This window comes from Kocuria nitroreducens (assembly GCF_042879195.1).
Classification (GTDB): domain Bacteria; phylum Actinomycetota; class Actinomycetes; order Actinomycetales; family Micrococcaceae; genus Kocuria; species Kocuria nitroreducens.
Genome location: NZ_JBHZTC010000011.1, coordinates 63275 through 78089, shown reverse-complemented (window position 1 = coordinate 78089; position 14815 = coordinate 63275). Strand labels below are relative to the sequence as shown.

Genomic DNA, 14815 nt, shown 5'->3' with positions numbered 1-14815 from the left:
CCGTTCCCACCGAGGTCGCCGGGCCGCTGCGCACCCTCGAGCTCGAGATCACGGGCATGACCTGCTCCTCGTGCGTCAGCCGGGTCGAGAAGAAGCTGGGCAGGCTCGACGGTGTCGACGCGTCCGTCAACCTCGCCCTCGAGACCGCCACCGTGCACGTGCCCGCGGGCGTGACCGACGAGCAGGTCGTCGAGACGGTCGAGAAGGCCGGGTACGGAGCAGTCGTCACGAACGCGCCCGGGGACGACGACGCGGCCGCCTCGGGCAGCTCGGACGCCATGACGAAGGTCGCCGGGCGCGAGGCGTCCTCGCTGCGCTCGCCCGAATCCCTGCGCCGGCGCCTTCTCGTGGCGGCCGCGCTCTCCGTCCCGGTGTTCGTGATCTCGATGCTGCCCGGCTTCCAGTTCCCGCACTGGGGCTGGGTGGTCGCGGTCCTGAGCCTGCCGGTCGTGACGTGGGCGGCGTGGCCGTTCCACCGCTCCGCGGCGATCAACGCCCGGCACCTGACCTCCACCATGGACACCCTCGTGTCCCTGGGCGTGTCCGCCGCGTACCTGTTCTCGCTGTGGAACCTGCTGCGCGAGCCCGGCATGACGGCCGGCGCGATGCTCGGCCACGCTTCTGCCATGAGCGGGCACCAGCTGTACTTCGAGACCGGCGCCCTCGTCACCGCGTTCCTGCTGCTGGGCCGCTACCTCGAGGCCCGGGCCAAGGCCCGCTCCGGCGAGGCGCTGCGCGCACTGCTGGAGCTCGGCGCGAAGGACGCGGTGGTCCTGCGGGACGGCGTGGAGACGAGCCTGCCCGCGGAGCAGCTGCGCCCGGGGGACCTGGTCGTCGTGCGCCCCGGCGAGAAGATCGCCGCCGACGGCGTGGTCGTGGACGGCCGCTCCGCCGTGGACACCTCCCTGCTCACCGGCGAGTCCCTCCCGGTGGAGGTGGAGGTCGGCGACGCCGTCACCGGCGCCACGATCAACACCAACGGCCGCCTGCTGGTCGAGGCCACCCGGGTGGGCGCGGACACCACCCTGGCCCAGATGGGCCGGATGGTGTCCCGGGCGCAGGCGAGCAAGGCCCCCGTGGCCCGGCTGGCCGACCGGATCTCCGGCGTCTTCGTCCCGGTGGTGCTGGTGATCTCCCTGGCCACCCTGGTGGGCTGGCTCCTGCTGACCGGGGACGCGAACGCGTCCTTCGTGGCCGCGGTCTCCGTGCTCGTGATCGCCTGCCCCTGCGCCCTCGGACTGGCCACCCCCACGGCCCTGCTCACCGGCACGGGGCGCGGCGCGCAGCTGGGCATCCTGATCAAGGGCGCCGAGGTGCTCGAGGACACCCGCACCGTGGACACCGTGGTGCTGGACAAGACGGGCACCGTCACGAGCGGGCAGCTGTCCGTGGCGGCCGTGACGCCCGTGGCCGGGTACTCCCGGGACCAGGTGCTGGACCTCGCGGCCACCGTGGAGCAGCACTCCGAGCACCCCATCGCGCGGGCCGTGGCCGCGGCCACCCCGCACCGGTTCCCGGTCTCCGGGTTCGTCTCGGCCCCCGGCGGCGGCGTCCGCGCGCACGTGGCGGACGGGATGCACTCCCGCTCGGTGGTGGTCGGGCGCACCACCTGGCTGTCCGAGAACGGCGTCCGCCTGGACGGCGCCCAGCTCGACGCCCTGCGCCGCGCCCAGGAGGGCGGGTTCACCACGATCCTCGTGGCCGTCGACGGGGCCCTCGTCGGCTTCGTCGACCTGCGCGACACCGTCAAGGACGACGCCCGCGAGGCGGTCGGGCGGCTCAAGGAGCTGGGCCTTCGGCCCATGCTGCTGACCGGCGACAACGGGCCCGTGGCACGGGCCGTCGCCGCGGAGGCCGGCATCGCCGCCGAGGACGTCGTCGCCGACGTCAGCCCGGAGGGCAAGGTCGCGGTGGTCCGTGACCTGCAGGACGACGGCCGCGTGGTCGCCATGGTGGGCGACGGCGTCAACGACGCCGCGGCCCTGGCGCAGGCCGACCTCGGGATCGCGATGGGCGCCGGCACGGACGCGGCGATCGAGGCCGCGGACATCACCCTGGTGCGCAGCGACGTCGGCTCGGTGCCCACGGCCATCGCCCTGTCCCGCCGGACCCTGTCGATCATCAAGTCGAACCTGTTCTGGGCCTTCGCCTACAACACGGTGGCCATCCCCGTGGCGGCCGCAGGGCTGCTCAACCCCGTGATCGCGGGCGCCGCCATGGCCTTCAGCTCCGTGTTCGTGGTGCTGAACTCCCTGCGGCTGCGGGGCTTCGGCCGCTGAGCCCGCCGAACGCGACGACGCCCCGGGAAGGACCACGAGGTCCTTCCCGGGGCGTCGTCGCGTTCGGCGAGGTGTCGCTCAGGCGCCGGCCTGGCCGGGGTCGACCGGGCTGTCCTCGTTCTCCTCGAGCTCGGGCAGCTCGGACTTGTAGTCCTCCTGCGCCACGTCCGTGGGGTCGCGGTCGGCGTCGCCCTCCCGCTTGTCGGTCATCCGCTGCTGGACCTTCCGCTCGAACTCGTCGTCGCCCTCGGTGGGCAGTTCCGGCTGCTGGCTCATGCTGGTTCCCGTCGTCCGGTCTCGAGCAGGGCGCGGGGTCCGGCCCTGCTGCTCAGGTGCCGTCCCAATTTACCGAGCGGACGGACGGACGCGATAGGGCTGTTCACCGGACGGGCCTCCCCCGGATGCGGGGGTCCCGGAACGAGGGGCCCCGGAACGAGGAAACCCGCGGCGAGCGGGGCCTCGGACGCGCCGGGGCCTCAGGCGCGCGGGGCGGCGCCGTCGTCGTCCGTGCTGTCCGCCGGACCGGTGCCGTCGGCGGAGCGCCGGCCGAGGAGGTCCTCGCCCTCGGTGTCGGGCCGGACGCGCTGGCCGAACTCGGCCTCGCCGGGGGGCCGTGCGGCGGCCTGCCGACGGGCCCGGGCCTCGGCGTAGAGCTTGGCCGAGGAGCGGTTGACGCCGGTGCCCGCGCCGAGGTGGGGGTCGTTGGGCTTCTCGACGATCATCAGCGTGGCGCTGATCACGAGCGTCACGATGAACACGATGCCGGCGGCGATGAAGGCGAGGTCCAGGCGCAGGGCGTTGTCCGTGCCGCCGCTGGCGAAGATCCCCACGGCGGCGAACGCGATCGCCGAGAGCACGGCGGACAGGATCAGGGGACCCTTGACGTCGGCCCGGGAGCCGCCTCTCGAGCCCTTGCGCTGTGCCACTGGTCCTCCTCGTGAGCTGATGTCCCCGGCAGGCCGGGGCCCGCCGTGCGATAGCCCAGTCTACGCGGTCCCGGAGGGGGTCCGTCCCCGGCGGTCCTCGTGCCGGAGGGTGAGGGCGGCCAGCAGGTGGGTGACGCCGATGACCACCGCGGCGGCCCCCACCACCCCGAAGAGCGCCTTGGGGCCGAGGTCCACCACGAGCACGAGGCCCGTGGCGGCGAGGACCGTGACCAGTCCGGCGATGGTCCAGTCGCGGCCCAGCGGGAAGGTCGTGCGGAACCTCAGCCCGAGGGCCAGCTCCGTGAGCCCGGCCAGGCCCATGATGGACGCCGCGTAGACCACGAGCCACGCGGGGGTGTCGGCGCCCAGGATCGTGAAGACCCCGCCCAGGAGGTACAGCACGCCGTAGGACTGCGGGATCTGCCGGGCGGGACCCATGTCCACGTGGTCGTTGCCGTTGAGCCGCAGCTGCAGGAGCACGCTGGCCGCGCCCGTGAGCACGAGGTACAGCCCCACGCCCCAGGCCACCACGGGCAGCGTGGGCTGCTGCCAGAACACGGTCACGGCGCCGAGGACCAGGGCCACGAGCGCGCGCAGCAGCGTGGGCGCGAACAGGTCGCGGTGGATGCCGGTGCTCGGGTCGGGGTTCACGGTGCGCCTTTCGGGGAACGTGCCGGCGGGGAGGCCCGCGGGGCACGGGCCAGTCTAGCGACCGGAGCCGTGGCCGGGCGCCGAGAGCACCCGGGCCAGGACCGCGAGGGCGTCCGGCAGGGCCTCGCCCTCCGGGGCGGCACCGGTGGCCCCGAAGCCGACGACGACGCCGCGGCGGCCGCCCCGCGCGCCGTGCGCCCAGTACGAGCCCAGCGCCGCCACCCGCACCCCCGCGGCCGCGGCACGGTCCACGACGTCCTGCTCCTCCAGCGGCACCTCCCCGGTGAACTCGAGGACGGCGTGCAGCCCCCCGTCCATGGGCACGGCCCGCACCCCGCGGACCCCGGCGAGGGCCGCGGTGAGCAGGTCCCGCCGGCGCCGGTACTCCCGCCGCATCCGGGCGGTGTGCCGGCGCAGTCCGCCGCCGGCCAGGAAGCGGGCCATGGCGTCCTGGGCGACCACCGAGGCGGGGTTGCCCAGGTCGGTGCGCAGCCGCAGCAGGTCCTCGCGAAGAGCCGGCGGGGCCAGCAGGTAGCCGACCCCCAGCCCGGGCGCCAGGACCTTGGTGAAGGAGCCCAGCGTGGCCACGTGGCCGCCGGCGCCGAGCAGCCGTCCCGGGGCGGGGGGCTCCGGGACGGCGCCGGGGGCGTGGTCGAGGGAGGACAGCGCGGGGAGCGGCTCGCCCACGTAGCGCAGCTCGGAGTCGTAGTCGTCCTCCACGATCAGCGCGTCGTGGGCGCGCGCCCAGCCGAGCAGCTCGAGCCGGCGGGCGGCGGGCATCGACGCCCCGAGGGGGTACTGGTGGCTGGGGGTCACGATCACGGCGTCCGGGGGCCGCTCGATCTCCCACTTCCCCGGACCGGCCCACGCGCCGGACGGAAGGCGGGCGGGGTCCAGTCCCTGGTCGTCGATCGGGACGGGCAGCACCTCGTGGCCGAGCCGCTCCGGCACCCTGCGCAGCGAGGGGTAGCCGGGGTCCTCGACGGCGACGCGCAGCCCGCGGGCGGCGTGGCCGCCGAGGACCGCGAGCAGCAGCTGGAGCCCGTCCCGCGCGCCCGCCGTGACGAAGAGGTCCTCGGGGTCCCGGACCACGCCGCGCATCAGCCGCAGGTGCTCGGCGATCTGCTCGCGCAGCGGCTCCGAGCCCTGGGGTGGAGGCGCCCCCGTCCCGGCGGCGGCCGCGGCGTCCCGCCACGCCGCGCGCCACTGCGGGGTGGCCAGCCGGCCGGTGTCGGGCCGCCCGGGCGTGAGGTCGATCATGGGCCGCTCCCGGGCCCGGCGCGGCGGCGCCGCGGGCGGGCGGGGACCGGGCCGGGCCGCCGGGGGCTCCGCGCGGGAGCGGGCCAGGTCGGGGTGGACCACTGTGGCCCCGTGGGTCGCGTGCAGGTAGCCCTCGCCGTGGAGCTGGTCGTAGGCGGTGACCACGGAGCCGCGCGAGATCCCGAGCCGGCCGGCGAGCCCGCGCGTGGAGGGCAGGGCGTCCCCGGGGAGCAGGGCCCCGGAGACCACCAGCGCCCGCAGCTGCTGGACGAGCTGGGCGGGCAGCGGCGCGGGATCGGACCGGTCCACGCGCACGGGCAGCTCGACGTCGTGGGGGTGCCGCACTGGGCTGCTCCTCGTGCTCCCGGAATTCCTGTGGTCCAACAGATTCTATCGATGGTGGACCTGTCGGTGGACCACCTGCGGCCGCAGGATGGACCCCATGACCGATCTGCAGACCACCCCTGCCCAGAACTCCACCCGCACCACCGGCTCGGACGCGACGCCGTTGACCGGCTCCCCGCTCGTGAAGCGCGGTCTCGCCGACATGCTCAAGGGCGGCGTCATCATGGACGTCGTCACCGCCGAGCAGGCCCGCATCGCCGAGGACGCCGGCGCCGTGGCCGTCATGGCCCTCGAGCGCGTGCCGGCGGACATCCGCGCGCAGGGCGGCGTGGCCCGCATGTCCGACCCCGACCTGATCGAGGGCATCCAGGCCGCCGTCTCCGTCCCCGTCATGGCGAAGGTGCGCATCGGCCACTTCGTCGAGGCCCAGGTCCTGGAGCACCTGAAGGTCGACTACATCGACGAGTCCGAGGTGCTCTCCCCCGCCGACTACGTCAACCACATCGACAAGCAGCGCTTCACCGTCCCGTTCGTGTGCGGTGCCACCAACCTGGGCGAGGCCCTGCGCCGGCTCGCCGAGGGCGCCGCGATGATCCGCTCGAAGGGCGAGGCCGGCACCGGCGACGTCTCCGAGGCCACCAAGCACATCCGCACCATCCGCGGGCAGATCGCCGAGCTGCAGGCCCTGCACAGGATCTCCCCCGACGCCCTCTACGTGAAGGCGAAGGAGCTCGCGGCCCCCTACGACATCGTGCTCGAGGTCGCCCGCACCGGGAAGCTGCCGGTCGTGCTGTTCACCGCCGGCGGCGTGGCCACCCCCGCGGACGCGGCCATGATGATGCAGCTCGGCGCCGACGGCGTGTTCGTGGGCTCCGGCATCTTCAAGTCCGGCAATCCCGCGGCCCGGGCGCAGGCCATCGTCAAGGCCACCGCCTACTTCGACGACCCGGAGAAGATCGCCGAGGCCTCCCGCGGGCTGGGCGAGGCGATGGTCGGCATCAACGTGGGCGACCTCCCGGCCCCCCACCGGCTCGCGGAGCGCGGCTGGTGACCTCCGCGCCCCGCGTCGGCGTCCTCGCCCTGCAGGGCGGGGTCGCCGAGCACGCCGCGATGCTGCGGGAGCTCGGCGCCGAGCCCGTGCTCGTGAAGACGGCCGAGCAGCTCGCCGGGCTGGACGCGATCGTCCTGCCCGGTGGGGAGTCCTCCACGGTGGACCGGCTGCTGCGCCTGTTCGGGCTGCGCGAGCCGCTGCGGGACGCCGTCCTCGGCGGCCTGCCCACGCTGGGCACGTGCGCCGGACTGATCCTGCTCGCGTCCGGCGTCGAGGACCCCGCCCCCGGCCAGCAGTCCCTCGAGGTCCTGGACGTCACGGTGGCCCGCAACGCGTTCGGCCCCCAGACGGCCTCCGAGGAGGTCACGCTCGCCTGGGGCGGCGGCGGGGACGTGGTGCGCGCGGCCTTCATCCGGGCCCCCGCGGTGACCCGCGTCGGCGAGGGCGTCGAGGTCCTGGCCCGGCACCGGGGCGAGGTGGTCGCGGTGGCGAGCGGCGCCGTCCTCGGCATCTCGTTCCACCCCGAGCTGACCGGGGAGACCACCGTGCACCGGCACCTGCTCTCGCTCGTGGCCGCCCGGCGCGGGCTCCCCGCCTGAGCGGTCCCGCGCCGACCGAGCGAATCTGCACCATCGTGGACGGTCTCGCGCGCCCGGTGGCCTCCGGCCCCGGGCGCGCAGGACGGTCAGTAGCTGCCGGACGCCCCGCCGCCGGTGAAGCCGCCGCCGCCGCCGAACGAGGAGCCGCCCTGCCCGTCCCCGCTCGTGCCTCCGCCCGAGCCGCCGGAGTAGAGCCCGGGGTTGGCCAGGTAGAGCGGCAGCCACACGGCGGGGTTCGTGACCGCGTCCGGCTTGCGGTGGTGGTAGCGGTAGGTCCGGCACGCCGCGCCCTGCTCCTCGGTGAGCCGCAGCTCCGGGTCGCGCCGGCGGGCCGCCCGCAGCTCCTCGTCGGCGATCCGGCGCCGGCGGCGGAGGTCCGCGGCGATCCACCACGCCACCAGCACGCCGACCAGGCCGAAGCCGCCCGCGACCCAGCCGAACAGTGCCCGGTCGAAGGGCTCCTGCGGTGGCTTCCCGCCCTGCGCGTAGACGTAGATCTGCTCGACGGCCTCGCCCAGGCCCTGCGCGTAGCGCCCGTCCGCGAAGGCCGGCGCCAGCACGTCCTCCACCACCCGTTCCGCCTCGCCGTCCGAAAAGCGTTCGCGCGCCCCGTCCGCCGACTCGATCCGCAGCTCCCGGTCCCCGGTCGCGGCGACCACGAGCACGCCGTTGTCCGCCCCGGCGTCGCCCACCTCCCACGCGGTGGCGACCTCGCGGGCGTAGGTCTCGATCGACCCGTCCGCCTCCTCCACCGTGAGCACGGCGACGCGTGCGGCGTCCGTGCCGGAGTTGCGCTCCTCGATCAGGGCGTCGAGCTGCCGTTCCTGCGTCTCCGTCAGGACGCCGGCGGAGTCCAGGACGTTGGACCCGGCCGGCGGTTCGGGGATCTCGACGGGACCCGAGCACCCGGTGAGCGCGGCGAGGGCCAGAGCGGTCACGGCGGGTGCTCTGCGCTCCACGGTGTGCTCCCGTCCGTCCGCGGCCGGTCCGCGGGCTCGTCCCCAGGATGGCCCGCCGACCCCGGTCGGCGGATCCGCCCGCAGGAGGAGCCCCCGGCCACGGACGGCCGGGGGCTCCTCCTGCGGGCGGACGGGTCAGTTCTTCCTGCGGGTCGGGACCACCATCACGGGGCCCTCGCCCTCGGTGAGCACGGCCTGGGAGACGGAGCCCATGAGCAGTCCCCGGAACCCGCCGTAGCCGCGGCTGCCGACCACCACGAGCTCCGCCGACCGGCCGGCCTCCACGAGCTGGTCCGCGGGCAGACCGGAGAAGACGTAGGTCTCGACGTCCAGGTCCGGGTGGTCCGCCCGGACCGACTCCGCGACCCGGTCCACGAGGGAGCGCGCGGGCTCGGTGAGCTGCTCGCGCACGGCCCGGTCCAGGTCGTCGGAGCCCGTCGGCATGGTCAGCGCCTCCGGGACCACGGTGATCAGCGCCAGACCCGCGCCGTGCCGGGCGGCGTACCGCACGGCCGCCAGGACGGCCGGGTTGTCCCGGCCGAGCCGGTCCACGCCGACCACCACGCGGCCCCCGAAGGCGCCGGCCGCGCCACGGGCGGCCCGTGCCTGCGGGTTCCAGCCGTCCGGGAGGACGATCACGGGGCACGTCGCGTGCGCCGAGGCCGCGGCCGTGACCGACCCGAGGCGTCCGCGCACCCCGCGCCGGCCACGGCGGCCGAGCACCAGGGACGAGGCGTTCTCCGACTCGTGCACGAGCACCCCGGCCGCGTCACCGCGCTCGACCACCGCGACCGCCGGAACGCCGGCGTCCTGGGCCCGGCTCACGGCGGCGGCGGCGATCTTGTCCGCCTCCTGCTCGATCGCCTCCAGGAACGGCCCGTAGAGACTGGGGTCCACGGCGACGGGCCGCCCCATGGAGACCACCACCTTGAGCTCGCCGGCGAGGGCGCCGGCCTCCTGGATCGCCCAGTCGAGGGCTCGTTCGCTGTTCTCGGAGCCGTCGTAGCCGACGACGATCTGTTCCGTCATGTGGCGCCGCTTCCTGATCTCGCCGTGGGGTGGGGTTCAGGAGCGGTGCGCGGGCACCACCATGACCGGGCCGGTGGCGTTCTCCAGCACCCCCTGGGACACGGAGCCGAGCAGCAGGCCCCGGAAGCCGCCGATGCCGCGGGAGCCCACCACGACGAGGTCAGCGGAGTGCGTGGCGTTCATCAGGATGCGGGCCGGTCGGCCCACGAAGATGTGGTGCTCGACCGTCAGCTCGGGGTGCTCCGCGGCGATCTCGTCGGAGATCTCGGTGAGCTTCTGGTCCGCCTCGTGGAAGTACCGCGCCTGGTTGAACTCGTCCTGGAACCAGGACGGGGTGCCGGACAGGGCGCCGTTCACGGAGACCAGCGCCAGGACCTTGCCGTGCTCCTGGGCGTACGCCACGGCCTTCCCCAGCGCCGGGCTGCGCGAGCCGAGCGCGTCCAGGCCCACGACCACCCGGCCGGTGAAGTCGATCTGGTCCGCCTGGACCGGCCCCTCGGCCTCGAGCGCGAAGTCGCCCGCGCTGCCGCCGCGCCGTTCGGAGTGCCGGATCTCCGCGGCGTCGGGGACGATGATGACCGGGCACTTGGCGTGCGCCGCGACCGCTGCGGAGACCGAGCCCAACCGGCCGCGCAGCGCGCCGCCGCGACCACGCTTGCCCATGACCACGAGCGCAGCCTCGCCCGACTGCTCCACGACGGCCTTGGCGGCGTCCCCGCCTGCTTCCACGACCTCGACGGGCAGTCCTGCCTGCTCCACGGCCTGCCGGGCCTCGGCCAGGTGGTCGGCGTTCTCCTTCATCACGGCCTCGGTGAACCGCATCTCGAGGCCGGGGTCCCCGACCCCGATGACCGGGTAGGCGCCCAGCAGACGCACGGTCAGATCCTGTGCCCGGGCCTCGTCGAGGGCGCGCTCGAGCGCGTGACGGGCCTGGTCGGAGCCGTCGATGCCGACGAGCACGACATTTCGCCCGGAGCCGGCGACGGACTGGTTCTCTGCGCGGGAATCACTGTTCATGCTTGAATCGTAGGTGATCCACCCCACATCCCCAGGGTGCACTCCGGCTTGTTACCCAGCGTTCCTGAGCAGCCAGGAGTCGCCGCGGGCGCGCAGTCCCAGGGTCAGGGCTCGGGCCCCCAGATAGCCGCCGGCGTAGGCGGTCCACAGCCACACGAACCCTCCGGTCCCCGCCCCGGCGCGAAGCGCGACGAGGAGCAGCAGCGGGGCGTAGACCGCGAGGTTGAGCACCCCGGCCACCGCGAGGTAGCGGGCGTCCCCGGCCCCGATGAGCACGCCGTCCAGGACGAAGACGTAGGCGGCCAGGGGCTGGCCGACCGCCACCACCAGCAGGGCCGCCGCGAACAGGGCCTGCACCGCGGGGTCGGGGCTGAGCAGGAAGCCCAGACGGGTGCCGATCAGGGCCACGAGGAGGCCCGTCAGCACGCCGAAGCCGAGTCCCCACAGGACCAGCCGGTTCATCAGGGCCCGGATCGCCCGGCGCGCCGCCGGGTCCTCGACGTCCCGCGCCCCCATGTCCCGGCCCAGTAGCGCCTGCGCCGCGATGGCGAGGGCGTCGAGGGCGAAGGCCAGGAAGTTGAAGACCGTCAGCACGAGCTGGTGCGCCGCGAGGTTCTGGGCGCCCTGTCCCGTGACGACCAGGACGGTCGCGAGGATCGCCACCCGCAGGGAGACGGTGCGCAGCATGAGCCAGGAGCCCACGGTGAGGTGCGAGCGCAGCCGGAGCCACGAGGTCGCGGGCCCCACGCCGTGCTCGCGGGCGAGACGGCGGAGGATCCGCAGGTACGCCAGCGCCATGGCCCACTGCACGGCGCTCGTGCCGATCGCCGCGCCGGCCACCCCCAGGCCCGCGCCGTGCACGAGCAGGAGGTTGAGCCCCGCGTTGGCCGCGGCCCCGATCCCCGCGATGAGCAGCGGGGTGCGGGTGTCCTGGAGCCCGCGCAGCACGCCGGTGGCAGCGAGCACCAGGAGCATGGCGGTCAGCCCGGGCAGGGACCAGTGCAGGTAGACGACGGCGTGCTCCAGGACCTCTCCGCGCGCGCCCATCAGCGCCAGCAGCGGGCGGCCCAGCGCCCACCCCGCCGCGGACAGGAGCACACCGAAGCCCGCGGCCACCCACAGCCCGTCCCGGCCCACCGCCACGGCCTCCTGGAGCCGGCCGGCGCCGAGGTGCCGGGCGACCGCCGGGGTGGTGCTGTAGGCGAGGAAGACCATGAGCCCCACGACCGTCTGCAGGACGGCCGCGGCCACTCCCACGCCGGCGAGCTGGGGGGTGCCGAGGTGGCCCACGATCGCGGAGTCCGCCAGCAGGAACAGCGGCTCCGCCACGAGCGCCCCGAAGGCGGGGACCGCCAGGACCAGGATCTGCCGGTTGAGGCCGCGGGGGCGGGAGGTCGTCGTCACCGGTCCAGGCTACCGACGACTCCCCGCCCCCGCGGCGCACGCCCGGACGGGACGGCGTCCGGGCGCGGCGGTGCTCAGAAGGGGTAGTGCGGGACGTCCGGGCTGATCGTGATCCACTGCGTCTCGGTGAACGCGTCGATGTTGGCGGTCGGCCCGCCGAACCGGGAGCCGGTGCCGGAGGCGCCCATGCCCCCGAAGGGGGCGTTGGCCTCGTCGGCGACCGTCATCTCGTTGATGTGGATCTTGCCGGAGCGGATCCTGTCGGCGATTTTCATGGCCTCGCCGACGTCCCCGATGATGGACACCGAGAGCCCGTACTCGGAGGCGTTGGCGAACTCCACCGCCTCCTCGGCGCTGGTCACCTTCATCACGGGCGCCACCGGCCCGAAGATCTCGTCCTTCCACGCCGTCATCTCGTGCGTCAGCTCGGCGAGCACCGTGGGCCGGTAGAACAGTCCGTCGTGGGAGCCCCCGGCCACCACCCGGGCGCCGGCGATGGCGGTCTCCTGCACGATCGCGTCGATGGCCTTGAGCTGGCGCTCGTCGATGATCGGGCCCAGGTGCACGGGCCCGCCGGAGGGATCCCCGACCACCAGGGCCTCCGCCTTCTTCGCGAGCTTGTCCACGTACTCGTCGTGCAGGTCCTCGTGCACCAGGTGGCGCCCGGTGGTCATGCAGATCTGGCCCTGGTGGAAGAAGGAGCCCATCGCCCCCACCCCGGCGGCCAGGTCCACGTCCGCACCGGGCAGCACGATGACCACGTTGTTGCCGCCCAGCTCCAGGTGGGCGCGCTTGAGGTGCTGCGCCGCGGCCGCGCCCACGTGCCGGCCGGCGGCCGTGGACCCGGTGAAGGACACGACGTCCACCTGCGGGGCCTCGACCGCGGCGGCCCCGACGTCACCGCCGCCGGGCAGCAGCTGCAGGACGCCGGTCGGCAGCCCGGCCTCCTCGAAGACGCGCATGATGAGCGCACCACCGGTGACCGAGGTGCGGGGGTCCGGCTTGAGCAGCACCGCGTTGCCCAGGGCCAGGGCCGGCGCCACGGAGCGGATCGAGAGGATCAGCGGGAAGTTGAACGGCGAGATCACCGAGACCACCCCGACCGGCACCCGGCGGGACAGCGACCAGTGCGGGGCGTCGGAGGGCAGGTACTCCCCGTGCGGGTGGGTCGGCAGCCCGGAGGCCTCGTAGCACTCCGCGGCAGCGACCGAGGCCTCCAGCCCGGCCTTGGGCGGGATCGCCCCGGTCTCCCGGACCACCCAGTCCACGACCTCCTCAGCGTGCTCCTCGAACAGCAGGCCGGCGCGGCGCAGCACCCCGGCGCGCTCGGAGGGCTTCAGCGCCGCCCACCCCTTCTGGGCCGCCGCGGCCTTCTCGGCCGCCTCGTACACGTCCTCGGGCGAGGCGAAGCCGATCCGCCCGAGCGTCTCCTCCGTCGACGGGTTCGTGACGTCCTCGGCGCCGCCGCGGCCGTCGCGCCATCCGTTGACGTAGATCTTTCCGGTCCACTCCGGTGTGTCCAGCAGTGCCATGGGTCGAGCTCCTCCGGTTCCGGCCGCGCGTCGGACCACCGGACGGCGGGGTGACCCACGGCACACGTGCAGTGGGGATTATTCTGCGCCTTCCTGGGAGAGCGCACGGAACGCCGCGCGCCGGGGCGGCTCACAGCCCCCGGAGGCGGTCCATCTCCCGGCGGTCCTTCTTGGTGGGCCGGCCGGTGCCCCGGTCCCGCCGCGGAACGGCCGCGTGCAGCGCCGGAGGCGGGGGCGGGCTGTGGTCCACGTACGCCTTCGCGGCGACCGGCGCCCCGACGCGCTTGGTCAGCAGCTGCACCACCTCCAGGACCTGCTCGTGGCCGGGACGGCGCACGGCCACCCGCTGGCCGGGCCGCACCGGCTGGGCGGCCTTGACCGAGGTGCCGTCGATCTTCACGTGGCCGGCCCGGCACGCTGCGGTGGCGGCGGAGCGGGTCTTGAACACGCGCACCGCCCAGAGCCACACGTCCACGCGCACGCTCACGGGGCTCTGCGGTGCCGTCATCGTTCCTCCCGGGTGCTGCGGTGCGGGGCGTCAGTGCGGGTCATGGGCCCATTGTGCCGAATCCGCGGAACGCGACGGACGCCGGGCGGTGCGCCGCGGCCGCCCGCGCGTCGCCGGGCGCCTCGCCGGGTGAGCGGCCGGAAGTGTCGCCCGGAGTGGGGACGAGGAACTGGCTACCCATCAGTGGTGTGCAACATCCCAGCAACCCGTCAGCACCTACACTGGGGCACATTCACCGGCGGGACGCGCACCGGGCACAACGCCGTGCCGGCAGCGGCGGCCCGCCACCTCCCGAGGGAAGGACAGATCCATGAAGAGCAGGTTCCACGGGGCAGCGACCCTGTCCGTGCTGGCCGTCTCCGCGCTGGCCCTGAGCGCGTGCACGAGCACCGGAGGAGGCGAGGAGGCGGCCGAGGGCGAGGTCAGCCTGATCAGCCCGGGGACCCTCACCGTCTGCTCGGACATCCCCTACGCGCCCTTCGAGTACGTCGAGAACGGCGAGACCGTGGGCTTCGACATCGACCTGGTCAACGGCATCGCCGAGGACCTCGGGGTCGGGACGAACGTCATTACCACAGGTTTCGAGGCCATCGAGACGGGCTCCGCACTGGACACCGACCAGTGCGACCTCGCGGCCTCCGGGATGACCATCAACGAGGAGCGCGAGTCCGTGATGGACTTCTCCGAGCCGTACGTCGCGGACAACCTGGGACTGCTCGTGGCACCGGGCTCCGGCATCGAGTCCGTGGCCGACATCGAGGGCCGGCGCGTGGGCGCGCAGCAGGCGACCACCGGCGAGGCCTTCGCCCGGGACAACGGGGCGGACATCGTCCAGTACGAGGACTCGGCCCTGATGATCCAGGGCCTCAGCACCGGTGACGTGCAGGCCGTGGTCGCCAACGTCTCCGTGACGATTCCCGCCATCGAGGACAACCCCGAACTCGAGCTGGTCGAGGAGATCGAGACCGGCGAACAGCTGGGCCTGGCAGTGAAGACCGGCAACACGGCCCTGCTGGAGCGGGTCGACGAGTCGCTGGCGGCCATGAAGGAGGACGGCACCATCGCGGAGCTCGAGGCGAAGTGGCTGAGCACCACGGACTCCGAGGGCACCGGGGACTCGGCAAGCCCGGAGCCGGCCGCGAGCTGACCCGTCGCCGCGCCCGCCCGGCGGGTGCGGCGAGCGACACGGGCGCCGTGGCTCCCGCGAGGCGGGCCACGGCGCCGTCGTCCCTAGGCTGGAGCCGGGCGGACGCCA

14 protein-coding genes are annotated in these 14815 nt (G+C 74.5%); 4 read left to right on the top strand and 10 right to left on the bottom strand.

Annotated elements, in window-relative coordinates; translation table 11 throughout:
- The first annotated feature begins 56 nt into the window (after positions 1-56).
- Positions 57-2279, top strand: coding sequence for a heavy metal translocating P-type ATPase (locus tag ACFYE1_RS09340; RefSeq protein ID WP_387742202.1), 2223 nt, complete (start codon positions 57-59; stop codon positions 2277-2279).
- A 78-nt stretch (positions 2280-2357) separates the two neighbouring features.
- On the opposite strand, the gene ACFYE1_RS09335 is transcribed toward ACFYE1_RS09340, so the two are convergent.
- From ACFYE1_RS09335 to pdxR, 4 genes are all read right to left on the bottom strand, one after another.
- Positions 2358-2555, bottom strand: a complete 198-nt coding sequence (locus ACFYE1_RS09335) for a hypothetical protein (protein ID WP_387742105.1) — start codon at positions 2553-2555, stop codon at positions 2358-2360.
- A gap of 200 nt (positions 2556-2755) precedes the next feature.
- Positions 2756-3205: a hypothetical protein gene (locus ACFYE1_RS09330; protein ID WP_387742103.1), complete on the bottom strand. Its 450-nt coding sequence runs from the start codon at positions 3203-3205 to the stop codon at positions 2756-2758.
- A gap of 60 nt (positions 3206-3265) precedes the next feature.
- Positions 3266-3856 carry a DUF308 domain-containing protein gene (locus ACFYE1_RS09325; RefSeq protein WP_387742101.1) on the bottom strand — a complete coding sequence of 197 codons (591 nt, stop codon included), beginning with the start codon at positions 3854-3856 and terminating at the stop codon, positions 3266-3268.
- Between the two features lie 54 nt (positions 3857-3910).
- Complete coding sequence (pdxR, locus tag ACFYE1_RS09320; protein WP_387742099.1) at positions 3911-5461, bottom strand: MocR-like pyridoxine biosynthesis transcription factor PdxR; 1551 nt, start codon at positions 5459-5461, stop codon at positions 3911-3913.
- Between the two features lie 97 nt (positions 5462-5558).
- On the opposite strand from pdxR, the gene pdxS reads away from it, so the two are divergent.
- Positions 5559-6512, top strand: coding sequence for a pyridoxal 5'-phosphate synthase lyase subunit PdxS (gene pdxS / locus ACFYE1_RS09315; protein ID WP_387742097.1), 954 nt, complete (start codon positions 5559-5561; stop codon positions 6510-6512).
- Complete coding sequence (gene pdxT / locus ACFYE1_RS09310) at positions 6509-7111, top strand: pyridoxal 5'-phosphate synthase glutaminase subunit PdxT (protein ID WP_387742095.1); 603 nt, start codon at positions 6509-6511, stop codon at positions 7109-7111. Before pdxS ends, pdxT begins: the two co-directional genes overlap by 4 nt.
- Positions 7112-7197: 86 nt before the next feature.
- On the opposite strand, the gene ACFYE1_RS09305 is transcribed toward pdxT, so the two are convergent.
- The 6 genes from ACFYE1_RS09305 to ACFYE1_RS09280 form a co-directional block, all read right to left on the bottom strand.
- The gene (locus tag ACFYE1_RS09305; protein ID WP_387742093.1) at positions 7198-8070 is read right to left on the bottom strand and encodes a TPM domain-containing protein; all 873 of its coding nucleotides are present in this window, start codon (positions 8068-8070) and stop codon (positions 7198-7200) included.
- 135 nt (positions 8071-8205) lie between these two features.
- Entirely contained in the window at positions 8206-9099 is an 894-nt protein-coding gene (locus tag ACFYE1_RS09300) for a universal stress protein (protein ID WP_387742091.1), read from the bottom strand.
- A gap of 36 nt (positions 9100-9135) precedes the next feature.
- Positions 9136-10116, bottom strand: a complete 981-nt coding sequence (locus ACFYE1_RS09295) for a universal stress protein (RefSeq protein ID WP_387742089.1) — start codon at positions 10114-10116, stop codon at positions 9136-9138.
- A 51-nt stretch (positions 10117-10167) separates the two neighbouring features.
- Complete coding sequence (locus ACFYE1_RS09290) at positions 10168-11520, bottom strand: MATE family efflux transporter (RefSeq protein ID WP_387742087.1); 1353 nt, start codon at positions 11518-11520, stop codon at positions 10168-10170.
- Between the two features lie 74 nt (positions 11521-11594).
- Positions 11595-13052: a benzaldehyde dehydrogenase gene (locus tag ACFYE1_RS09285; RefSeq protein ID WP_387742085.1), complete on the bottom strand. Its 1458-nt coding sequence runs from the start codon at positions 13050-13052 to the stop codon at positions 11595-11597.
- A gap of 130 nt (positions 13053-13182) precedes the next feature.
- Positions 13183-13560, bottom strand: a complete 378-nt coding sequence (locus ACFYE1_RS09280; RefSeq protein WP_387742084.1) for an RNA-binding S4 domain-containing protein — start codon at positions 13558-13560, stop codon at positions 13183-13185.
- A 310-nt stretch (positions 13561-13870) separates the two neighbouring features.
- On the opposite strand from ACFYE1_RS09280, the gene ACFYE1_RS09275 reads away from it, so the two are divergent.
- A complete protein-coding gene (locus ACFYE1_RS09275; protein ID WP_387742083.1) occupies positions 13871-14707 on the top strand; it encodes an ABC transporter substrate-binding protein in 837 nt (278 codons plus the stop codon).
- Positions 14708-14815: the final 108 nt, after the last annotated feature.

Bases quoted from the DNA above. Each gene is read 5' to 3' on its own strand.
- ACFYE1_RS09340 (WP_387742202.1), top strand. From the start codon at position 57: ATGACCTGCTCCTCGTGCGTCAGCCGGGTCGAGAAGAAGCTGGGCAGG.
- ACFYE1_RS09335 (WP_387742105.1), bottom strand. From the start codon at position 2,555: ATGAGCCAGCAGCCGGAACTGCCCACCGAGGGCGACGACGAGTTCGAG.
- pdxS (WP_387742097.1), top strand. From the start codon at position 5,559: ATGACCGATCTGCAGACCACCCCTGCCCAGAACTCCACCCGCACCACC.
- ACFYE1_RS09300 (WP_387742091.1), bottom strand. From the start codon at position 9,099: ATGACGGAACAGATCGTCGTCGGCTACGACGGCTCCGAGAACAGCGAA.
- ACFYE1_RS09295 (WP_387742089.1), bottom strand. From the start codon at position 10,116: ATGAACAGTGATTCCCGCGCAGAGAACCAGTCCGTCGCCGGCTCCGGG.
- ACFYE1_RS09285 (WP_387742085.1), bottom strand. From the start codon at position 13,052: ATGGCACTGCTGGACACACCGGAGTGGACCGGAAAGATCTACGTCAAC.
- ACFYE1_RS09280 (WP_387742084.1), bottom strand. From the start codon at position 13,560: ATGACGGCACCGCAGAGCCCCGTGAGCGTGCGCGTGGACGTGTGGCTC.
- ACFYE1_RS09275 (WP_387742083.1), top strand. From the start codon at position 13,871: ATGAAGAGCAGGTTCCACGGGGCAGCGACCCTGTCCGTGCTGGCCGTC.